14 protein-coding genes are annotated in these 21,993 nt (G+C 62.7%); 11 read left to right on the forward strand and 3 right to left on the reverse strand.

Annotation, left to right across the window (positions count from 1 at the left end):
* The first annotated feature begins 29 nt into the window (after window positions 1–29).
* The 9 genes from secE (at window position 30) to AC56K1_RS14160 (ending at window position 13,293) form a co-directional block, all read left to right on the forward strand.
* Window positions 30–419 (forward strand): preprotein translocase subunit SecE, encoded by a 390-nt coding sequence (secE, locus tag AC56K1_RS14120; protein ID WP_171085303.1) that lies wholly within the window; start codon window positions 30–32, stop codon window positions 417–419.
* Entirely contained in the window at window positions 419–1,039 is a 621-nt protein-coding gene (gene nusG / locus AC56K1_RS14125) for a transcription termination/antitermination protein NusG (protein ID WP_171085302.1), read from the forward strand. The genes secE and nusG overlap by 1 nt, the downstream gene beginning before the upstream one ends.
* A 108-nt stretch (window positions 1,040–1,147) precedes the next feature.
* Entirely contained in the window at window positions 1,148–1,579 is a 432-nt protein-coding gene (gene rplK / locus AC56K1_RS14130) for a 50S ribosomal protein L11 (protein ID WP_020653552.1), read from the forward strand.
* The gene (rplA, locus tag AC56K1_RS14135; protein ID WP_497158464.1) at window positions 1,579–2,274 is read left to right on the forward strand and encodes a 50S ribosomal protein L1; all 696 of its coding nucleotides are present in this window, start codon (window positions 1,579–1,581) and stop codon (window positions 2,272–2,274) included. Before rplK ends, rplA begins: the two co-directional genes overlap by 1 nt.
* 266 nt (window positions 2,275–2,540) lie before the next feature.
* Window positions 2,541–3,071, forward strand: a complete 531-nt coding sequence (gene rplJ / locus AC56K1_RS14140; RefSeq protein ID WP_489876071.1) for a 50S ribosomal protein L10 — start codon at window positions 2,541–2,543, stop codon at window positions 3,069–3,071.
* 66 nt (window positions 3,072–3,137) lie between these two features.
* Entirely contained in the window at window positions 3,138–3,512 is a 375-nt protein-coding gene (rplL, locus tag AC56K1_RS14145; RefSeq protein WP_497158465.1) for a 50S ribosomal protein L7/L12, read from the forward strand.
* 285 nt (window positions 3,513–3,797) lie between these two features.
* Window positions 3,798–7,907, forward strand: a complete 4,110-nt coding sequence (gene rpoB, locus AC56K1_RS14150) for a DNA-directed RNA polymerase subunit beta (RefSeq protein WP_497158466.1) — start codon at window positions 3,798–3,800, stop codon at window positions 7,905–7,907.
* 243 nt (window positions 7,908–8,150) lie between these two features.
* The gene (rpoC, locus tag AC56K1_RS14155; protein ID WP_497158467.1) at window positions 8,151–12,404 is read left to right on the forward strand and encodes a DNA-directed RNA polymerase subunit beta'; all 4,254 of its coding nucleotides are present in this window, start codon (window positions 8,151–8,153) and stop codon (window positions 12,402–12,404) included.
* A gap of 244 nt (window positions 12,405–12,648) precedes the next feature.
* On the forward strand, window positions 12,649–13,293 hold the full coding sequence (locus AC56K1_RS14160) for a PEP-CTERM sorting domain-containing protein (RefSeq protein WP_497158468.1): 645 nt from the start codon (window positions 12,649–12,651) through the stop codon (window positions 13,291–13,293).
* Window positions 13,294–13,334: 41 nt separating this feature from the next.
* Here AC56K1_RS14160 and AC56K1_RS14165 read toward each other — a convergent pair whose 3' ends face one another.
* Window positions 13,335–13,661, reverse strand: a complete 327-nt coding sequence (locus tag AC56K1_RS14165; protein WP_497158469.1) for a hypothetical protein — start codon at window positions 13,659–13,661, stop codon at window positions 13,335–13,337.
* 556 nt (window positions 13,662–14,217) lie between these two features.
* Between AC56K1_RS14165 and AC56K1_RS14170 the strand changes: the two genes are divergently transcribed.
* Both AC56K1_RS14170 and sodC read left to right on the forward strand, forming a co-directional pair.
* On the forward strand, window positions 14,218–16,989 hold the full coding sequence (locus AC56K1_RS14170) for a GAF domain-containing protein (RefSeq protein ID WP_497158470.1): 2,772 nt from the start codon (window positions 14,218–14,220) through the stop codon (window positions 16,987–16,989).
* A 182-nt stretch (window positions 16,990–17,171) separates the two neighbouring features.
* Window positions 17,172–17,693 carry a superoxide dismutase [Cu-Zn] SodC gene (gene sodC / locus AC56K1_RS14175; protein WP_497158471.1) on the forward strand — a complete coding sequence of 174 codons (522 nt, stop codon included), beginning with the start codon at window positions 17,172–17,174 and terminating at the stop codon, window positions 17,691–17,693.
* 162 nt (window positions 17,694–17,855) lie between these two features.
* On the opposite strand, the gene AC56K1_RS14180 is transcribed toward sodC, so the two are convergent.
* Together AC56K1_RS14180 and AC56K1_RS14185 are read right to left on the reverse strand one after the other, a co-directional pair.
* Window positions 17,856–19,496, reverse strand: coding sequence for a M28 family peptidase (locus AC56K1_RS14180; protein WP_497158472.1), 1,641 nt, complete (start codon window positions 19,494–19,496; stop codon window positions 17,856–17,858).
* Between the two features lie 85 nt (window positions 19,497–19,581).
* Window positions 19,582–21,885: a M28 family peptidase gene (locus tag AC56K1_RS14185; protein WP_497158473.1), complete on the reverse strand. Its 2,304-nt coding sequence runs from the start codon at window positions 21,883–21,885 to the stop codon at window positions 19,582–19,584.
* Window positions 21,886–21,993: the final 108 nt, after the last annotated feature.

Genomic DNA, 21,993 nt, shown 5'->3' on the forward strand with positions numbered 1-21,993 from the left:
TGGTGCCAGGCACCGAAAGTAAAAAAAGTATGTCGAACCAATCCGTGCAAACTGTCAGCACCTCGAATGACAAGTTCAAGGTCGCACTGGCGGTGGTTGCCACGATTGCAGGCGTTGTCGGGTTCTTTTACCTGAAAGGCCAGAACAAACCAGCCTTGGTCGCCGCAGGCGCCCTCTTGGCTGGTTTAGTTTTTGCTGTCCTGCTTTTGTGGACCTCCACCACCGGTCGTGATTTCCTGAGCTTCGCCAAGGAATCGGTGCGTGAAACCAAGAAGGTCGTTTGGCCGACCCGTCGTGAAGCAACCCAGATCACCGGCATCGTGTTTGCCTTCGTGGTCGTGACGGCGATTTTCCTGTGGGGCACGGATAAGGTTCTCGAATTCCTGTTGTACGACGTCGTCCTGGGGTGGAAAAACTAATGAGCGATAACGTTGACAACGTGCCGGGTGAAGTCCCGGCCGACGGCATTCCACAAGACGCTGCAGCACCGGTGAGTGTCCCGGTCAGCAACAAGCGCTGGTATGTCGTCCATGTCTATTCCGGTATGGAAAAGAGCGTCATGCGCGCCCTTACCGAGCGCATCGAGCGCGCCGGCATGCAAGAACAGTTCGGCCAGATCCTGGTCCCGACCGAAGAAGTCGTCGAAATGCGCAACGGCACCAAGGCCGTCTCCGAGCGCCGCTTCTTCCCTGGCTATGTGCTGGTCGAGATGGAAATGACCGACGAGACCTGGCACCTGGTGAAGAACACCAGCAAAGTGACCGGTTTCATCGGCGGCAAGAGCAACAAGCCGACCCCTATCCCGGCGCGCGAGATCGACAAGATCATGCAGCAGGTCCAGGAAGGCGTCGAGAAGCCTCGGCCGAAAGTGCTGTACGAAGTGGGCGAGCAGGTCCGGATCAAAGAGGGCCCGTTCACCGACTTCAACGGCAACGTCGAGGAAGTGAATTACGAAAAATCGAAGGTGCGTGTGTCTGTCACCATCTTCGGGCGCGCAACTCCGGTGGAGCTGGAGTTCGGGCAAGTCGAAAAAGTTTAAACGCCAAGTCGGAGCGTCGCAGCAGCAAGGCGGAATCCGGTAAGAGGAGCCCCGCCAGAGTAGTAGTGGTGGGGCGCTACTACTCAAAGCCAATTTTAGGAGCCATCCATGGCCAAGAAGATTATTGGTTTTATCAAGCTGCAAGTCGCAGCTGGTAAAGCAAACCCATCCCCACCGATCGGCCCAGCACTGGGTCAGCGCGGCCTGAACATCATGGAATTCTGCAAGGCGTTCAACGCCCAGACCCAGGGTTTCGAGCCGGGCATGCCGATTCCAGTCGTGATCACCGCGTTCGCCGACAAGTCCTTCACCTTCGTGATGAAGACCCCACCGGCAACCTACCTGATCAAGAAAGCCGCTGGCATCACCAAAGGTTCGCCGAAGCCACATACCGACAAGGTTGGCACGCTGACCCGTGCCCAGGCTGAAGAAATCGCAAAAACCAAGCAGCCGGACCTGACCGCAGCAGACATGGACGCAGCAGTGCGTATCATCGCCGGCTCGGCACGTTCGATGGGCATCACGGTGGAGGGTGTGTAATGGCTAAGATGTCCAAGCGCGTCAAGGAAATGAAAGCTAAAGTAGACCGCAACAAGGTCTACGCGTTCGACAACGCTCTGTCGATCGTCAAGGAATTCGCAACTGCCAAGTTCAACGAGTCGATCGACGTCTCGGTGCAGCTGGGCGTGGACCCGAAGAAGTCGGACCAAGTGGTCCGCGGTTCGGTCGTCCTGCCAGCAGGCACCGGCAAGACCGTGCGCGTCGCTGTCTTCGCATCGGGCGAAAAAGCCGAAGCCGCTAAGGCAGCCGGCGCCGACATCGTCGGTATGGAAGACCTGGCTGAGATGGTCAAAGCCGGCAACATGCCATTCGACATCGTGATCGCTTCGCCGGACACCATGCGTATCGTCGGTACCCTGGGCCAGATCCTGGGTCCACGCGGCCTGATGCCTAACCCGAAGGTCGGCACCGTCACCCCTGACGTCGCTACCGCGGTCAAGAACGCCAAAGCCGGCCAGGTCCAGTACCGCACCGACAAGGCTGGTATCGTCCACGCTACCATCGGCCGCAAGTCGTTCTCGGACGACCAGCTCAAGACCAACCTGGTCGCGCTGATCGAAGCCCTGAACAAGGCAAAGCCGGCAACCTCGAAGGGCGTGTACCTGCGCAAGGTCGCGATCTCGTCGACCATGGGCGCCGGCGTCCGCGTCGACCACGCTTCGATCGCCGCTTAACAAATTCAGTCTCGGCTAGCAATAGCCGAGCGCATCTTTGGGCTGTCGGGGCAAACCAGCGCTCCGGCAGGCAATCAAAGACCGTTGGGCCGAATGCAGCAGTCAGGCAGGAGGTTAATAGGCCACCCAACGCAGATGGTGTACCCGAACAAGTTTTGTAGTCCACGCTGCGTGAATCTATCCGCGTCAGATTGGCTTCTTAACTTCGGACGCCGTGTTCGAACCGATGTGAGCGCTTTTGTTCCCATCATTTAAGGAGATTGACCGTGGGTCTTAATCTGAATGACAAAAAGGTCGTCGTCGAAGAAGTTTCCGCGAAAGTAGCAACCGCGCAAACGATCGTCGTGGCTGAGTACCGTGGCATCCAGGTTGCTCACTTGACCAAGCTCCGTGCAACCGCACGTGCCCAGGGCGTGTACCTGCGTGTTCTGAAGAACACGCTGGCTCGTCGCTCTGTCGAAGGCACGCAGTTTGCCTCGCTGGCTGATTCCATGACCGGTCCGCTGATCTATTCGATCTCGGACGACGCCGTTGCAGCAGCGAAAATCATCAATGATTTCGCTAAAACCAACGACAAACTGGTCGTGAAAGCCGGTAACTACGCAGGTAAGCAGCTCGATGTAGCTGGCGTTACCGCGTTGGCAAGCATTCCTTCGCGTGAAGTCCTCATCTCGCAGCTGTTGGGCGTGATGCTGGCTCCGGTGTCGGGCTTTGCACGTGGTCTGGCTGCCCTGGCAGCGAAAAAAGGCGAAGGTTCGGAAGCTGCTCCTGCAGCCGAAGAAACCGCTGCAGCTTAATAGCCGCGCAGCCTTTTTTTTCAAGTACCAACCTGAACTACACACACAACATATTTGGAGTTTCAAATGGCAATTAGCAAAGACGATATCCTGAACGCAGTGAGCGAAATGTCCGTCATGGACCTGAACGACCTGGTCAAGGCATTCGAAGAGAAGTTTGGCGTGTCGGCAGCTGCAATGTCGGCTCCTGCAGCTGGCGGCGGCGCTGCTGCTGCTGCTGTCGAAGAGCAGACCGAGTTCAACGTCGTGCTGACCGAAATCGGCGCGAACAAGGTCGGCGTCATCAAAGCCGTCCGTGAAATCACCGGTCTGGGCCTGAAAGAAGCCAAGGACGTGGTCGACGGTGCACCAAAGACCGTGAAAGAAGCCATGCCTAAAGCTGACGCTGAAGCCGCCAAGAAGAAGCTGGAAGAAGCTGGCGCCAAGGCTGAACTGAAGTAATACATGTGCATTGGGCACTTCGGTGCCCAACGCGGGAGTCAAAGCTTGCGAAACCTGCCGAAAGGGAGGTGGTGCTGCTTTGGCTCTTTTGTCGTCCCTGCGGCAAACGTGTGCAATACCTGTCGCACGGCAACAAATAACCGCGGCAGACGGAAATATCGTAACACAGCAGTAGCTCGTCCTTTTTCACCTGACGGGAAAGCAGAGGCTTCAGGCCTTGCATGTGGCGCTTCCACCACTGGCAATTCCTGAATTCTCATCCTTTCTGTCACTCACGGAGTGTCCATGCACTACTCATTTACTGAGAAGAAGCGCATTCGCAAGTCGTTCGCGAAGCGCGCCAACGTTCACAACGTTCCTTACCTTCTGGCTACCCAGCTTGAATCCTACGAGAATTTCCTGCAAGCGGATGCCGTTCCCTCCGTACGCAAGAATGAAGGCCTGCAGTCTGCCTTCAGCTCCATCTTCCCTATCGTGTCGCACAATGGTTTTGCGCGTCTCGAGTTCCTTTCTTATGTGCTGGGCGATCCTGCGTTTGACGTGAAAGAATGCCAGCAGCGCGGCCTGACTTTCGCCTCGCCGCTGCGCGCCAAGGTGCGTCTGGTGATTCTGGACAAGGAATCGCCGACCAAGCCGGTCGTGAAGGAAATGAAAGAGCAGGAAGTCTACATGGGCGAACTGCCGCTGATGACCACGAACGGTTCGTTCGTGATCAACGGCACGGAACGCGTCATCGTCTCGCAGTTGCACCGCTCGCCAGGCGTGTTCTTCGAACACGACCGCGGCAAGACCCACTCCTCGGGCAAGCTGCTGTTCTCGGCACGCATCATTCCTTACCGCGGCTCGTGGCTGGACTTCGAGTTCGACCCGAAGGACATCCTGTTCTTCCGCGTCGACCGCCGCCGCAAGATGCCGGTCACGATCCTGCTGAAGGCCATCGGCATGACGCCGGAGCAGATCCTGGCGAACTTCTTCGTCTTCGACAATTTCACCCTCCGCAATGAAGGCGGCGAGCTGGAGTTCGTGTCCGAACGCCTGCGCGGCGAAGTCGCGCGCTTCGACATCGTCGATCCGAAGTCGGGCAAGACCATCGTCACGAAAGACAAGCGCATCAATGCCAAGCATGTGCGCGACATCGAAGCTGCCGGCATCAAGAGCATTTCGGTTCCAGAAGACTACCTGCTCGGCCGCGTGCTGGCACGTAACATCGTCGACCAGGACACCGGCGAAGTCATCGCCGTGGCCAACGACGAGCTGACCGAAGAGCTGCTGGGCAAGCTGCGCGACGCCTCCGTGACCGACATCCAGACGCTCTACACGAACGACCTGGACCAGGGCGGCTACATCTCGCAGACCCTGCGCACCGACGACACCGCCGACCAGACCGCCGCTCGCGTGGCGATCTACCGCATGATGCGTCCTGGCGAACCGCCAACCGAAGAATCGGTCGAAGCCCTGTTCAACGGCCTGTTCTACAGCCCTGAGCGCTACGACCTGTCGGCTGTCGGCCGCATGAAGTTCAACCGCCGTATCGGCCGTGACGAACTGACCGGCGCCATGACGATGTCGAACGAAGACATCCTGGCCGTGATCAAGATCCTCGTCGAGCTGCGCAATGGCCGCGGCGAAGTCGATGACATCGATCACCTGGGTAACCGTCGCGTGCGTTGCGTCGGCGAACTGGCTGAGAACCAGTTCCGCGCCGGCCTGGTGCGTGTGGAACGCGCCGTCAAGGAACGCCTCGGCCAGGCCGAAGCGGACAACCTGATGCCGCATGACCTGATCAACAGCAAGCCGATCTCGGCCGCGATCCGCGAGTTCTTCGGTTCGTCGCAGCTGTCGCAGTTCATGGACCAGACCAACCCGCTGTCGGAAGTCACCCACAAGCGCCGCGTCTCGGCTCTTGGACCGGGCGGTTTGACCCGCGAACGTGCAGGCTTCGAGGTGCGCGACGTGCACCCGACCCACTACGGCCGCGTGTGCCCGATCGAAACGCCTGAAGGCCCGAACATCGGCCTGATCAACTCGCTGGCACTGTATGCCCGCCTGAACGAATACGGCTTCCTGGAAACCCCGTACCGCAAGGTCGACGGTTCCAAGGTCACCGACAAGATCGAATACCTGTCGGCGATCGAAGAAGGCCGCTACATCATTGCTCAGGCGAACGCCGCGATCAATGAAGAGGGCCAGCTGATCGACGAACTGGTGTCGGCGCGCGAAGCCGGCGAAACCATCCTGGTCTCGCCAGAGCGCATCCAGTACATGGACGTGGCGCCAGGCCAGATCGTGTCGGTCGCAGCCTCGCTGATTCCGTTCCTGGAACACGATGATGCGAACCGTGCACTGATGGGCGCCAACATGCAGCGCCAGGCCGTGCCTTGCCTGCGTCCGGAAAAAGCCTTTGTCGGTACCGGCATCGAGCGCACCGTGGCAGTCGACTCGGGTACCACCGTGCAGGCCCTGCGTGGCGGCGTGGTGGACTACATCGATGCAGGCCGTGTGGTGATTCGCGTCAACGACGACGAAGCAACCGCGGGCGAAGTCGGCGTCGACATCTACAACCTGATCAAGTACACCCGTTCGAACCAGAACACCAACATCAACCAGCGTCCGATCGTGCAGGTCGGCGACCGCGTTGCCCGTGGCGACGTGATTGCCGACGGCGCATCGACCGACCTGGGCGAACTGGCCCTGGGCCAGAACATGCTGGTGGCGTTCATGCCGTGGAACGGCCTGAACTTTGAGGATTCGATCCTGATCTCGGAAAACGTCGTCAAGGACGACCGTTACACCTCGATCCACATCGAAGAGCTGTCGGTTGTTGCTCGCGACACCAAGCTCGGCGCGGAAGAAATCACCCGCGACATCTCGAACCTGGCTGAAAACCAGCTGGCGCGCCTGGATGAATCGGGCATCGTCTACATCGGCGCCGAAGTGCAGGCTGGCGACGTGCTGGTCGGTAAGGTCACCCCGAAAGGCGAGACCCAGCTGACCCCGGAAGAAAAGCTGCTGCGCGCGATCTTCGGCGAAAAAGCATCGGACGTGAAAGACACCTCGCTGCGCGTGCCATCGGGCATGATCGGCACCGTGATCGACGTCCAGGTCTTCACCCGTGAAGGCATCCAGCGCGACAAGCGCGCCCAGCAGATCATCGACGATGAACTCAAGCGCTATCGCCTGGACCTGAACGACCAGATGCGTATCGTCGAAGGCGATGCCTTCCAGCGTCTGGAGCGCATGTTGACCGGCAAGATCGTCAACGGCGGTCCGAAGAAGCTGGCCAAGGGCGCCGCGATCACCCAGGAATACCTGGCTGACCTCGACAAGTTCCACTGGTTCGACATCCGCCCTGCGGACGACGACACCGCGAACGCGCTGGAAGCGATCAAGGAATCGATCAACGAGAAGCGCCACCAGTTCGACCTGGCCTTCGAAGAGAAGCGCAAGAAGCTCACGCAAGGCGACGAGCTGCAGCCTGGCGTGCAAAAGATGGTCAAGGTCTACCTGGCCGTCAAGCGCCGCCTGCAGTCGGGCGACAAGATGGCGGGCCGCCACGGTAACAAGGGTGTGGTCTCGCGTATCGTGCCGGTGGAAGACATGCCGTTCATGGCCGATGGTACGCCTGCAGACGTCGTGCTGAACCCGCTGGGCGTGCCGTCGCGTATGAACGTCGGCCAGATCCTGGAAACCCACCTCGGTTGGGCGGCCAAGGGCCTGGGCCTGCGTATCGGCGACATGCTGCGTGCTTCGGCGAAAGCGGAAGAACTGCGCGGCTTCCTGAACCAGATCTACAACGAGACCGGCCGCAAGGAAGACCTGGACAGCTTCTCCGATGAAGAAATCCTGACCCTGGCGAAGAACCTCAAGAACGGCGTGCCGTTCGCGACCCCGGTCTTCGATGGCGCCCACGAAACGGAAATCCGCCGCATGCTGGACCTGGCATTCCCTGACGAGATCGCTGCCCAGCTGGGCATGACCCCGTCGAAGAACCAGGTCACGATGTTCGACGGCCGCACCGGCGAAGCATTCGAGCGCAAGGTCACCGTCGGCTTCATGCACATGCTGAAGCTGCACCACCTGGTGGACGACAAGATGCACGCGCGTTCGACCGGTCCTTACTCGCTCGTGACGCAGCAGCCACTGGGCGGTAAAGCCCAGTTCGGCGGCCAGCGCTTCGGTGAGATGGAAGTGTGGGCACTGGAAGCCTACGGCGCGTCCTACGTGCTGCAGGAAATGCTGACCGTGAAGTCCGATGACGTGAACGGCCGCACCAAGGTGTACGAGAACCTGGTCAAGGGCGACCATGTGATCGACGCCGGCATGCCGGAATCGTTCAACGTGCTGGTGAAGGAAATCCGTTCGCTGGGTATCGACATCGATCTCGAGCGTAACTAAGCAGCTAGGCAGGGCCAGCATGGCCGCCAGCCTTCGGGCCTGGCCCGCTGCCCTTGAAACGTCGCCCCGGCGCAGGCCGGGGCCCAAGTTCGGCGAATAGCCGGCAAAAATTGGATCCCGGCCTGCGCCGGGATGACGGTTTTAAGAGTAGTGGTTCACGCAAACGCCGGCGAAAATCGGCGAGAAGCAGCGGCAGTTGTACCAGATGTACCAAGTACAGAATTCAATCACCTGGAGTGATAAATGAAAGCACTGCTCGATCTATTCAAGCAAGTTCAGACGAACGAAACCTTCGACGCCATCAAGATTGGCCTGGCGTCGCCTGAAAAAATCCGTTCGTGGTCCTTCGGCGAAGTCAAGAAGCCGGAAACCATCAACTACCGCACCTTCAAGCCGGAGCGCGACGGCCTGTTCTGCGCCAAGATCTTTGGCCCGATCAAGGACTACGAGTGCCTGTGCGGCAAGTACAAGCGCCTGAAGCACCGTGGCGTGATCTGCGAGAAGTGCGGCGTCGAAGTCACGCTGGCCAAGGTGCGCCGTGAGCGCATGGGCCACATCGAACTGGCTTCGCCAACCGCGCACATCTGGTTCCTGAAGTCGCTGCCGTCGCGCCTGGGCATGGTCCTGGACATGACGCTGCGGGACATCGAACGCGTCCTCTACTTCGAAGCATATGTCGTGACCGATCCTGGCATGACCCCGCTGAAGAAGTCGCAGATCATGTCGGAAGACGACTACGCCGCCAAGTACGAAGAGTACGGCGACGACTTCACCGCATTCATGGGCGCCGAAGGCATCCGTGAGCTGCTGCGCTCGATCGACATCCACCGCGATGCCGAAGCCCTGCGCGTGGAGCTGAAAGAATCGAAATCCGAAGCCAAGATCAAGAAATATGCCAAGCGCCTGAAAGTGCTCGAGGCCTTCCAGCGTTCGGGCATCAAGCCTGACTGGATGATCATGGAAGTGCTCCCGGTCCTGCCGCCGGAGCTGCGTCCGCTCGTCCCTCTGGACGGTGGCCGTTTCGCGACCTCCGACCTGAACGACCTGTATCGCCGCGTCATCAACCGTAATAACCGCCTGAAGCGCCTGATGGAACTGCGCGCACCGGAAATCATTACGCGTAACGAGAAGCGCATGCTGCAGGAAGCAGTCGACTCGCTGCTGGACAACGGCCGTCGCGGCAAAGCGATGACCGGCGCTAACAAGCGTCCGCTGAAGTCGCTGGCCGAAATGATCAAGGGTAAGGGCGGCCGTTTCCGTCAGAACCTGCTGGGCAAGCGCGTCGACTACTCGGGCCGTTCGGTCATCGTGGTCGGCCCACAGCTGAAACTGCACCAGTGCGGCCTGCCGAAGCTGATGGCCCTGGAACTGTTCAAGCCGTTCATCTTCAACAAGCTCGAACTGATGGGTCTGGCAACGACCATCAAGGCGGCCAAGAAGCTGGTCGAAATCCAGGAACCAGTGGTCTGGGACATCCTTGAAGAAGTCATCAAGGAACACCCGGTCATGCTCAACCGTGCACCAACCCTGCACCGCCTCGGTATCCAGGCGTTCGAGCCGGTCCTGATCGAAGGCAAGGCCATCCAGCTGCACCCACTCGTCTGCGCGGCGTTCAACGCCGACTTCGACGGTGACCAGATGGCAGTCCACGTCCCGCTGTCGATCGAAGCGCAGATGGAAGCGCGTACGCTGATGCTGGCGTCGAACAACATCCTGTTCCCGTCGAACGGCGAACCGTCGATCGTCCCGTCCCAGGACATCGTGCTGGGCCTGTACTACGCGAGCCGCGAGGCGATCAACGCCAAGGGCGAAGGCATGATGTTCCCGGACGTGTCGGAAGTCATCCGCGCGTACGACAACAAGGAAGTGGAACTCGCGACCCGCATCACCGTGCGTATCGTCGAATACCCACGCGTTGCCGGCACCGAGGAATTCGAGCGCACCGTCACGCGCTACGAGACCACCGTCGGCCGTGCGATCCTGTCCGAGATCCTCCCTAAAGGCCTGCCGTTCAGCGTGCTGAACCGCTCGCTGAAGAAGAAGGAAATCTCGAAGCTGATCAACACGTCGTTCCGCAAGTGCGGCCTGCGTGCGACCGTCGTGTTCGCCGACAAGCTGATGCAGTCGGGCTTCCGCCTGGCGACGCGCGCCGGTATCTCGATCGCCGTCGACGACATGAAGATCCCGGACGTCAAGAAGGGCATGATCGCGACCGCCGAAGCGGAAGTGAAGCAGATCGAGCAGCAGTACAGCTCGGGCCTGGTCACCGCCGGCGAGCGTTACAACAAGGTCGTCGACATCTGGGGCAAGACCTCGGATGAAGTCGGCAAGGCGATGATGGACCAGCTCAAAGTCGAGCCGGTCACCCGCCGCGACGGCACCGAAGGCACCCAGGAATCGTTCAACGCGATTTACATGATGGCCGACTCGGGCGCCCGTGGTTCGGCAGCGCAGATTCGCCAGCTGGCTGGTATGCGAGGCCTGATGGCCAAGCCGGACGGTTCGATTATCGAAACGCCGATTACCGCGAACTTCCGCGAAGGCCTGAACGTTCTGCAGTACTTCATCTCGACGCACGGCGCCCGTAAGGGTCTGGCCGACACCGCGCTGAAGACGGCAAACTCGGGTTACCTGACCCGCCGCCTGGTCGACGTGACCCAGGACCTGGTGGTCATCGAGGACGATTGCGGCACCACCAACGGCACCTTCATGAAGGCGATGGTCGAAGGCGGTGAAGTCATCGAAGCGCTGCGCGACCGTATCCTCGGCCGCGTGACGGGCAACGATGTCGTCAATCCTGAAACCCAGGAAACCGTGTACGAAGCCGGCACGCTGCTGGACGAAGACATGGTCGAAGAGATCGAACGCCTCGGCATCGACGAAGTCAAGGTCCGCACCCCGCTGAACTGCGACACCCGTTACGGCTTGTGCGCATCCTGCTACGGTCGCGACCTGGGCCGCGGCTCGATGGTCAACAGCGGCGAAGCAGTCGGCGTCGTGGCAGCACAGTCGATCGGTGAGCCGGGTACCCAGCTGACCATGCGTACCTTCCACATCGGTGGTGCGGCATCGCGTGCAGCAGTGGCATCGTCGGTCGAAGCCAAGTCGAACGGTACGGTCCGCTTCACGGCGACCATGCGTTACGTCACCAACGGCAAGGGCGCGCAAATCGTCATTACCCGTTCGGGCGAAGTGCTGATCACCGACGACCACGGCCGTGAGCGCGAGCGTCACAAGGTGCCGTACGGCGCGACCCTGATCGTCAAGGATGGCCAGGCAGTCAAGGCCGGCACCGCCCTGGCAACCTGGGATCCGCTGACCCGTCCGATCATCACCGAGTACGCAGGTACGATCAAGTTCGAGAACGTGGAAGAGGGCGTCACCGTCGCTCGCCAGGTCGACGAAGTGACCGGCCTGTCGACCCTGGTCGCGATCGATCCGAAGCGTCGTGGTTCCGCAGGCAAGGTTGTGCGTCCGCAGGTCAAGCTGCTGAACGAAGAAGGCCAGGAAGTGAAGATCGCCGGCACCGAACACGCCGTGACGATCGGTTTCCAGGTTGGCGCGCTGATCATGGTGAAAGACGGCCAAAGCGTCTCGGTGGGTGAAGTGCTGGCACGTATCCCGACCGAATCGCAGAAGACCCGCGACATTACCGGTGGTCTGCCACGCGTGGCCGAATTGTTCGAAGCACGTTCGCCGAAAGACGCGGGCATGCTGGCCGAAGTCACCGGTACCGTCGCCTTCGGTAAAGAAACCAAGGGCAAGCAGCGTCTGGAAATCACGGACATGGACGGCAACAAGCACGAGTTCCTGATCACCAAGGACAAGCAAGTGCTGGTCCACGATGGTCAAGTCGTGAACAAGGGCGAGATGATCGTCGATGGTCCAGCCGATCCGCAGGACATCCTGCGCCTGCTGGGTATCGAAGCGCTGGCACGTTACATCGTCGACGAAGTGCAGGACGTCTACCGTCTGCAAGGCGTGAAGATCAACGACAAGCACATCGAAGTGATCGTGCGCCAGATGCTGCGCCGCGTGGCCATCGTCGAAGCCGGCGACACCGACTACATCGTCGGCGAGCAGGTGGAGCGTTCGGAACTGCTGGAAGAGAACGACCGCATGGAAGCCGCAGGCAAACTGCAAGCGACCTACGAGAACGTCCTGCTGGGTATTACCAAGGCATCGCTGTCGACCGATTCGTTCATCTCGGCCGCATCGTTCCAGGAAACCACCCGCGTGCTGACCGAAGCTGCGATCATGGGCAAGCGCGACGGCCTGCGCGGCCTGAAGGAAAACGTCATCGTCGGCCGCCTGATCCCTGGCGGTACCGGCCTGGCATTCCATCGCGCCAAGAAAGAGAAGGAAGTGTGGGAGGCGGAAGAGCGCCAGGCACTGCTGCAGCAGGAGAAGGCCAACATGGCTGCCGAACTGCAGGCGATGGAAGACCAGCAGAATGCTGCGGCTCCGGCTGAGCAGCATCATGGCGACGACGAGTAATCGTTTAGCTGGCTGAATGAGAACGGCACCCTGAGGGGTGCCGTTTTTTTTGCCGCATCATGTGCGCTGTCGGAAAGTTTTACAGTGGCGCTGTCGTCATGTGGACAATTCGTTCGACGCGCAATCCTGAATTCCTAAGTCAATGATTGCAAAAGTAAAAATACCAGTAAGAAAGTTCTGGTACGAGAATTGCTTTAAATAAATATTAGAAATTCATAACAATTCTCCACACTAGGATCAATCCATGTCTTACAAATTCATGTCCAAAGTTGTCGCCAGCGTCCTGTTCAGTTTCGCAGCAAGCTCGAGTTTTGCATCGATCGTCTGGGATTACAGCCCGGTTGCGAGCTCGGACAACGCATCCGGTGATCGCTGGACCAACACCTTGCCGATCCAGCACTTCGCCGATCAGGTGTCGTTCAACAACACGACGCGGATCAACGGGATGGACATCTATAGCAGCGACTTCTTCGGTTTCGTGGGCGACGCCGTGCAGATCACGATATGGAGCGATGCAGGCATCCCCGGCGACGTCATTGCCAGCTTCAACTCGGTCACCTCCATCGTCGATACTGACGGCGCCAACGACGGACAGCATCGCTTGCATGCGGATTTCAGCGGCTTCGACATGCTGGCCAACACCCGATACTGGATCGGCATGACGGCATTGACCGCCAACTGGACCCAGACCGGCTTGTACGGCATGACGGGTGGCGACGGAAGCATGGCGCAGTTCGCGAACATGTCCTTCGTCCAAACTTCGACGACGATCGGTGACATGGCATTCCGCCTGCACGGTACCGCGGCCGACGTGCCGGAGCCCGCATCCGTGGCCTTGTTCGGCCTGGCCTTGCTGGGCATGGGCGCAGCGCGCCGCCGCAAATCGTAACGCTCCTCGATTCAGTCAGCCTGCAGGATGGCGCATTGCTGTCATTGCCGGCTGCACATCAGATTGCCTTTGTCACGGAACCTGACACGCGTGCCGGTGCCCTCAGTGCACGCGTCGTGCTGATCAGGACCGATCGCATCGAACAGCTCCCTGGCAGCCCGCCCTTCCATTGAAATGGCGATCTTCTTATCTTTGACAGTCGGCGCCGTCGCATCCCCCAAGCTACCGCCGTAGATGCGGTAGGTCGTCGCTGCCTTCTTATAAGGGCCAGGCCCGCTGTCCTCGGCGCTAGCGCTCACGGCAAACGACATGCGACCAACAGAAAAGTTAGTGTGAACATGCCTCGCCTCAAAAACGCACTTCGACATGAAAATGATCGTGATGACCGGCCAGTGAACGGACGCCAGGGATGGAAATATCGTTGAATCGGACTGCCTTCACTATGGGGTGCTGCAGGAAAAGACCGATGAGCTTGGCTGTTGCCCCTTGATCGTACTGGCCATCCAGCCGATTACACGGTGCTTCCCTCCCATCCCTACGGATCGCACGTATGTCAACCTCCAGCCCGCTCCTGTGGGAGCGGTGCGGTTGGAACCTCAGGTGTGCCGTACACGTACGCAGTAGCCGCCGCCTTCAAAGCCTTGCGGAAGAACGAAAAAGCCGCGAGTATCCTGCATTGATGTTTCCCCCTCATCGTGTCCCCTTGTTGACCCTGCCTGAGCAGCCGAAGGAGCCATTCTTGGGGAATTTCGGCGTGCAATATTGACGCTGAATAAAAGCGATCGGTGGTTACGCAATGGAGGTGTGCAGCGCGCCCATGCTATGTTTGCCGTTTACTCATCCGTACGCCCATCCTGCGTAATGACTGCTATGATCCGCTGCTGATTCATCGATCTTTCCATACTTCTTACCCCACCGAGCAATATGCCCTGGCCATTTGACGCGACCCCGGACGCCACTCGCGCGCCTGCCATGCCGGACAGCCGCATCACGGAGATGGAGCGCCAGATGCGCGCCTTCCCTTGGGAGACCACCGCGGTCGGCCCGGTTGCCAGTTGGCCGCAAAGCCTGAAGCACGCGGTGCGCACCGTGCTCGACCTGCGCATGCCGGCCTACCTCGCCTGGGGCGACTCGTACATTCAGTTCTTCAACGACGCCTATCTCCCCATCCTGGGGGCGAAAGCAGACAACGCATTGGGCGTCGACACCCGCATCACCTGGTCCGAGGCCTGGCCGACCATCGCACCGCTGTGGGAGCAGGTACGCCAGGGCGCAACCTTCGCCGACGACGAATTCCAGATCACGCTCAACCGCAATGGCTTTGCCGAGAGCTGCTACTTCAGCCACTCATATAGCCCGATCTACAGCGCGTCCGGCGCGATCAAAGGCGTCTTCGCCACCTGCGTGGAAACCACCAAGGCCGTGATGGGCGAACGCCGCCAGGCCTACCAGCTCAAGCTGGCCGACACCTTGCGCCGCGAGACCGAATTCGGCCCGATGCTCAAGGCCACCATCCGCCTCACCAGCGAATACTTCACCGGCTCGAAAGTCGCCTACGCCGAGCTCGACGAGGAGCAGCGCGGCTTCGCGGTGAAGGAAGAATGGATGGAGGGCGTCGAGACCGGTGGCGCGCAGGGCACGCTGCCGCTCGACATGCTCTCGCCCGCGCAGTTAGAGGCGCTGCGCGCCGGCACCACCATCTGCATCAACGACGTCAAGACCGACCCGGACTGCGCGCCGGTCGCCATGCCTTGCCTGGCGCTCGGCATCCATTCCGTGATCGTCATTCCCCTGAAGGACGGCAACCGCCTGCACGGCGCCGGCTTCCTGTACAAGGACCATGCCTACCGCTGGACCGACGACGAGCGCACGCTGGCCGAAGACCTGGCGCGCCGCACCTGGGAGGCGCTGCGCCGGATCCGCGCCGAAGAGGCGCTGCGCGAAGAGACGCGCATCCTCGAACTGCTCAACCGCGCCGGCAAGGCGCTGGCCTCGACGCTCGACATCGATACCCTGCTGCAGTCGATCACCGACGCCGCCACCGAACTGACCGGCGCCGAATTCGGCTCCTTCTTCTACAACGGCAAGGACGACAACGGCGACGCCTTCCTGCTCTATACGCTCAGCGGCGCGCCGCGCGAAGCCTTTGCCCACCTGGGCCATCCGCGCCCGACCGCGCTCTTCGGCCCCACCTTCCATGGCGCGGTGCCGATCCGCAGCGACGACATCACCAAGGACCCGCGCTACGGCAGCATGGGGCCGCACCACGGCATGCCGAAAGGGCACCTGCCGGTGCGCAGCTACCTGGCGGCCTCGGTGTATTCGCGCTCGGGCGAGGTGCTCGGCGGGCTGTTCTTCGGCCACTCGCAGACGAAAATGTTCGACGAGCGCACCGAGCAGCTCATCACCGGCTTCGTGTCGCAGGCCGCGGTGGCCATCGACAATGCGCGCCTGTATGAGCTGGCCCAGCGCGCGGCGAAGGAACGCGAAGGATTACTCGCCAGCGAACGCGCCGCGCGCGCCGAGGCCGAGCGCCACAGCAAGATGAAGGACGAGTTCCTGGCCATGCTGGCGCACGAGCTGCGCAACCCGCTGGCGCCGATCACGAATGCGGCGCAGCTGCTCAAGCTGCCGACCGTGGACGAGAACCTGCGCCTCAAGGCCGGCAACATCATCTCGCGCCAGGTGCGCCACATGACGGAGCTGGTGGACGATTTGCTGGACGTCTCACGCGTGACGCGCGGCCTGGTCAAGCTGGACACCGAACCGCTTGACCTGGACGCGGTGCTGCGCGCCGCCGTCGAGCAGGCGCGCCCGCACATCGAGGCGCGCGAGCACCTGCTGACGGTGGAAGCGCCGGCGCTGCCGGTGGTGGTGGCGGGCGACCGCACGCGCCTGGTGCAGGTGCTGGTCAACCTGCTCAACAACGCGGCCAAGTACACGCCGCCGCAGGGCCGCATCACGCTGCGCCTGGAAGCCGGGCTCGATGCGGCGCGCATGACCGTGATCGACAACGGCAGCGGCATGGACGCCAAGCTGCTGCCGCACGTGTTCGACCTGTTCACGCAGGCCGAGCGCACGCCGGACCGCTCGCAGGGCGGCCTCGGTATCGGCCTGGCGCTGGTCAAGAGCATCGTCCAGATGCACGGCGGCCAGGTCGAGGCGCACAGCGATGGCCTGAACCTGGGCACCTCGGTGTCGGTGCTGCTGCCGCTGGTCGATGCGGCGGGCGTCCCCGGCCCCGCGCACCTGCAAGCGGCGGCACGCTCCGTGGCGCCGTGCACCTTGACCATCGTCGATGACAATGCCGACGCGGCCCAGTCGCTGGCGGTGCTGCTGCGCGCGCAGGGCCATAGCGTGAACGTGTTCGAGGACGGCGTGCGCACGCTGGCCTCGAGCGGGATCGCGCATACCCACGCCTTCATCCTCGACATCGGCCTGCCCGACATGACCGGCTATGAACTGGCGCGCCGCCTGCGCCGCGAGCATCCGCAGGCGGTGTTCATCGCGCTGACCGGCTACGGCCAGGAGCGCGACCGCGACCTTTCAAAAGCGGCCGGCTTCGACTATCACCTGGTGAAGCCGGTGGAGTTCCGCGCACTGGCGGACATCCTGGCGCAGCTGCCGCAGTGCTCGCAGGCTGCGCAGGAAGCGGAGCAGCGCAGGGCAGAACCGGATGTGGCCGAACTAGCTTGATGTTTGCCGGCCGGGCACCGGCGAGTCCGGCCTGTCGCCGGCCTTGCCGAAAGACCTGGCATTCCGGCCACGGACTGGGGTTCGCTTCTGCGCAGGCTCCCCAGCAGGACGCCCCCATCCAGGGGGATGGCATACACTTGTTCCGGTTCTCGTTCATTCAACCGACTCCCAAGGAGCTTGTCATGACCATTCGCTGGATCTGTGCCGTCCTGTTGGGCGCGAGCTGCGCCGCCGCCCATGCTGCCGACGTGAAGGTGACCATGAAGATGGCGACCGAGAAGGGCGAGGGCGCCAACGTGGGCGCCGTCACCATCAGCGAGACGCCGCATGGCCTCGTGTTCACGCCTTCCCTGAGTGGCCTGCCTGCCGGCCTGCACGGCTTTCATGTGCACGAAAACGGCAGCTGCGGCCCGAACCAGAAGGATGGCAAGACGGTAGCGGCAGGCGCCGCGGGCGGCCACCTCGATCCCGCCAAGACAGGCAAGCACGGCCTGCCCTGGGGCGAGGGTCATTTGGGCGATTTGCCGGCCTTGAGCGTCGATGCGAATGGGGCGTCGGCCAACCCGGTGCTGGCGCCGCGGCTGAAGATGGCGGACGTCAAGGGCAAGGCCTTGATGGTGCATGCGGGTGGGGATAATCATGCTGACCATCCTGCGCCGCTCGGTGGTGGGGGTGCGCGGATGGCTTGTGGGGTGATTCAGTAGCTGAAATAAAATTTCATCAATGCAGCTTCGGTGAAATAAAATTTCACGTCGCCTATAGGGTGGGCGGCTCTACCCGTCGCGGGGAATCGCCTGCGCCGCGTGGGCAGGAAACCTGCCCACGCTACGAATCACGACGGCATACCGTCCTGTGGTACTGCGAGCCTATTTCGCCGCCGTGCGCGCCTTCCCGAACGGATCACCCGCCTTCCACATCGGCGCCTTCGGCGAATCCGCGACCATGCGGCCCAGGTTCAGCGTGAACTGCGCCTGTTGCACCATGCCCGACAGGTCCCAGTTCGGATCGTATTCGTCCGACACCTGGTGGTAGCGCGCGCGGTAGGCCTTCTGCTTGGCCTCGCTGGCCTCGACGTCCTTCACCCAGCCGTGGCCCGCACCCACCGAGAACGCCGGCACGCCGGCCTTGGCGAAGCTGAAGTGGTCGCTGCGGAAGTAGCCGCCGGCCAGGTCCGGCTTGGCCTCGGCGATCTGCAGGCCCATATTCCTGGCGGTGGCGGCGGCCATCGCGCCCAGGTCGGTGCGCTCGCTGCCCGGGGTGCTGACGTCCTTGACCAGGCCCACGAAGTTCAGGCTGTCCAGGTTCAGGTTGGCGACGGTTTTTTCGATTGGCCACAGCGGCTTGGTGGCGTAGGCCGCGCTGCCCAGCAGGCCCTGTTCTTCGGCCGCGACCCACAGGAACATCTGGCTGCGCTTGGCCGGATTGCGCACGGCTTCGGCGGCCATCGCCAGCAGCGCGGCGGTGCCCGAAGCATTGTCGACGGCGCCGTTGAAGATGGTGTCGCCCTCGCTACCCTGCTTGCCCATGTGGTCCCAGTGCGCGCTGTAGACCACGACTTCGTCCTTGAGCTTCGGGTCGGTGCCCGGCACGATGCCGGCCACGTTGAATTCGTTCAGCGTGCGCACTTCCGCGCGCGCCTCGCCCCTCACGCGGGCGTTGAGCACGACCGGCTTGAAGGCCTTGTCTTCGGCCGTAAGGCGCAGCTTGTCGAGATCCTGGCCGCTGGCGGCGAACAGCTTGCGCGCGGTGGCGTCAATCATCCAGCCCTGCAGGCCGGTACCCAGCTTGCCCTCGGCCAGCTGGAAGCGCTCGGCCGCGGCCCAGCTGTTCTGCACCACGCTCCAGCCGTAGGAGGCCGATGCGTCGGTGTGGATCAGCAACACGCCGGCGGCGCCCTGGCGCGCGGCTTCTTCCAGTTTATAGGTCCAGCGGCCGTAATAGGTCAGGCCGGCGCCGTTGAAGCGCTTCGGCTCGGCGGCGGTCGGCGCCGGGTCGTTCACCATCATGACGACGACCTTGCCCTTGACGTCCATGCCCTTGAAATCGTCCCAGCCTTCTTCCGGCGCGTTGATGCCGTAGCCGACGAACACCATCTCAGCGTCGAGCGTGTGGTCAGGCTTGGCGTCGCCCGGGCCCCAGACCCAGTCGGAACCGAATTGCAGCGGCAGCGTCTGGCCGCCGGCCGTGATGCCGAGATTGCTTTTCTGCGGCAGCGAGCGCACGCCCGCGATCTTCACCGGCTGGCGGAAGCTGCCGTTGTTGGCGGGCTTCAGGCCCGCGGCCGCGGCTTGCGTTTCGAGATAGGTGACGGTCAGTTCGCCACCGCGCTGGCCGGTGCCGCGGCCTTCGACCGCATCGGACGACAGGAAGGCCAGGTGGGCGCGCAGCGGCGCTTCCTTGACGGTCGCAACCTGTGACTTGGCTGCGCCGGCGGCGTGGGCCGGATAGGCCAGTGCCAGGCTGCCCGCGAGGGCGGTGAGGACAACGGAGGAGACGATCTTGTGCATGGAATCCTGCTGCGTAGATTAATTAAACGTGAATGGTAGGACGCCGATAGTGCGCGGCGGGCGCCGACCATTGTATGCCAACTTCTCAGTAAAACCGCAGCACGTCCGAGGAGATTGTCATGCCCGTTCCCGGCATCCGCGGCGGTGCGCCGGGCGGCAGCAGGTGGGTCGGCAAACCGGGCATGCGCTCCTCGACCACGATCGCCAGCAGGTCTTCGCCCTTGGCATTGAGGGTAAAGCGCAGCAGCTGGTCCTCCATCCCGTACAGCGACATCGACCATCCGCCTTCGCTGGCGGTCAGCACCCGCCCGTTCATGGTCGAGCGGAGCGGCTTGGTGCCGGCGGCCCACAGCTCGATGTGCGGCGCGCGGTTCTTCGAACGCAGCGTGAACTCGACCTGCCGCGTCGTCGGCTTCGCATTGGTCCAGGCCAGGGCCGGATTCTTCAGCAGAAAGGCTTCGGGGAAGGCGATGCGGTCTTCGCGCGGTGCAATCGCATACCACTGACGAGGGCTGTGCCAGCCGAAGACATCCACATGGATCGCAGGCTGGGCCAGGTCCGGGAACAAATCCTTCGACCAGGCGTCGAGCGCTTGCGGCGGCAGCAGCCAGTAGGCGCGCCAGCTGTTCATGTCCTTGAAATAGACCAGCCGGTTCGGCTCGATGGACGGGTGTTCCTGCGGTGCGGGCCCTGCCGCCGCATCGGATACGGAAGGCGGCAGCACCGCGCAGCCGGCAAACACCAGCGCCAGCGCGGGCCCGGCGACGCGCCCGAGCGGCAGCAGCAGGAATATGCTCGCGAACAGCAGCATCAGGATGGCGATTACCAGCGCGGGCACGTACAGCCCCTGCGGCGCCTGCGCGGTCCAGGCATCAGCGACGGCGGGCAGGAACAGCACCAGCGCCGGGGTGAGCCCGGCCGCGACGAGCGCGAGGCGTGCCCACAAGCCGCGGACAGCCCGCAGCGCCGTAAAGGCGCCGAGCGCCGCCGCCAGCGGCCAGGCCAGCAAATAGGCCACGGCGGGCGCCACCAGCAGCACCCCGGCCAGCACCGCGGTGATCCAGGCCATCGCCCCAAGGAAGACCGGCACGCCGCCGGCCGCCCAGCGCAGCAGGTAGAGCGCGCCGATGAACAGGCAGCCGCACATGATCGCGAACACCAGCACCGGCTCCTTGCCGGCCGCCTGCGTCAACGCGGCCACTTCCTCGCGCCGCTCCCACAGGCCCATGCGCGCCGCCAGCAGCACCAGCGCGATGCCAAAAAAACCCTGCACCAGCGGCGCGACGGTAGTATCCGACTCCGCCAGCGCCCTGCGGTAGCCGCGCACCAGCATCAGGCAGCACAGCGCCGCGAGAGCCCAGGACAACAGCGCCGGATGCTGGACGCTGCCCACCAGCGGCAGGGCGAAATAGCTGTGCGCACCGTGCGCCCCGCGCGCCAGCGGGGCGTCGCCGAAGTGGCGCGCCAGGCGCAACATGGTGTCGCCCAGTTGCGCCAGCATGGCCGGGTCCAGGCGCTGCGGCGTATCGAGCACGCCTTCGGCATCGAAAAGCTTGCCGGTATTCGCGAACAGCAGGGCAGGGGCATCCATGCCGGCGAGTGGCCCGATGCGCAGCGTGTCGGGCAGAAGCTTGGCCAGCCCGGCCGTCAGCGAAGTGCCATCGATGCCCGGCACCGCCGCGGGGACGCCGCGCAGGACGGCGCTGCCGGCGCCGGCAGCGTCATACAACACCGGCGGCCCGCTACTGCCCGCGCTGTCAAAGCGCAGGGCCAGTCCCACTTGGCGCGCCCACGGATGCTGCTCCGCGAAGCCCTGCGCCCCGAGCGCGCCGACGCTGTCGCCATCGGCGAACAGCAGCACGATGTCGTTCGCCGGCGCAGGGCCCGAACGCAGCACCCGCGCGGTTTCCAGCAACGCCGCCACCTGCGCGCCCGAGCGCGCCGCGCCCAGCGTGGCCTTGCCGGTGTCGTAGTGCGCCGCGAGCAGCAGCGACGGACGCTGCGCAGCGCCGGCTGCGCTGCCCGGAATGCGCACGAGGATGTTGTGGACCACCCCCACGGTCACATGCCTGCCGCCCCAGTACTGGATCACCGACTTCTGCACGGTGGTTTTCTGGACCAGGGGGCTCAAGCCCATGCCGCGCAGCTGGCCCAGGATGTAGTCGCGCGCCCTTGCATTGGCCCTGGTGGCAATCGGCCGCGGTTCGCTTGCCAGCACCGCCACGTGGCGCAGCATGCGCTCGAGCTGGGGCGCCGCAGCGGGCAGGGATGGGGGCGGGGCGGGGGCAATGGCCAGCCAGGCCAGTGCCACCAGGGTCAGGCAGGCGGCCGCCAGCGCGGCCAGGCCCAGGGCGCGCGGCGGCGCCCTCAAGGATCCAGCGGTATGCATCTTCTCTCTCCATTTGTTGGTGTTGTTGTCGGTGCTGCGGGTGTGTAGGTAGGCGGCCTCCGGGGCGAATAGCGAAACTGCGGGCGAAAAAAAGCCCGCCAGGCTAGA

Source organism: Telluria sp. ZB4P37, from assembly GCF_059685855.1.

Excerpts from the sequence above, each read along its gene's own strand:
- secE (WP_171085303.1), top strand. The coding sequence starts at position 30 with ATGTCGAACCAATCCGTGCAAACTGTCAGCACCTCGAATGACAAGTTC.
- nusG (WP_171085302.1), top strand. The coding sequence starts at position 419 with ATGAGCGATAACGTTGACAACGTGCCGGGTGAAGTCCCGGCCGACGGC.
- rplK (WP_020653552.1), top strand. The coding sequence starts at position 1,148 with ATGGCCAAGAAGATTATTGGTTTTATCAAGCTGCAAGTCGCAGCTGGT.
- rplA (WP_497158464.1), top strand. The coding sequence starts at position 1,579 with ATGGCTAAGATGTCCAAGCGCGTCAAGGAAATGAAAGCTAAAGTAGAC.
- rplL (WP_497158465.1), top strand. The coding sequence starts at position 3,138 with ATGGCAATTAGCAAAGACGATATCCTGAACGCAGTGAGCGAAATGTCC.
- rpoB (WP_497158466.1), top strand. The coding sequence starts at position 3,798 with ATGCACTACTCATTTACTGAGAAGAAGCGCATTCGCAAGTCGTTCGCG.
- rpoC (WP_497158467.1), top strand. The coding sequence starts at position 8,151 with ATGAAAGCACTGCTCGATCTATTCAAGCAAGTTCAGACGAACGAAACC.
- AC56K1_RS14160 (WP_497158468.1), top strand. The coding sequence starts at position 12,649 with ATGTCTTACAAATTCATGTCCAAAGTTGTCGCCAGCGTCCTGTTCAGT.
- AC56K1_RS14165 (WP_497158469.1), bottom strand. The coding sequence starts at position 13,661 with ATGTCGAAGTGCGTTTTTGAGGCGAGGCATGTTCACACTAACTTTTCT.
- AC56K1_RS14170 (WP_497158470.1), top strand. The coding sequence starts at position 14,218 with ATGCCCTGGCCATTTGACGCGACCCCGGACGCCACTCGCGCGCCTGCC.
- sodC (WP_497158471.1), top strand. The coding sequence starts at position 17,172 with ATGACCATTCGCTGGATCTGTGCCGTCCTGTTGGGCGCGAGCTGCGCC.
- AC56K1_RS14180 (WP_497158472.1), bottom strand. The coding sequence starts at position 19,496 with ATGCACAAGATCGTCTCCTCCGTTGTCCTCACCGCCCTCGCGGGCAGC.
- AC56K1_RS14185 (WP_497158473.1), bottom strand. The coding sequence starts at position 21,885 with ATGCATACCGCTGGATCCTTGAGGGCGCCGCCGCGCGCCCTGGGCCTG.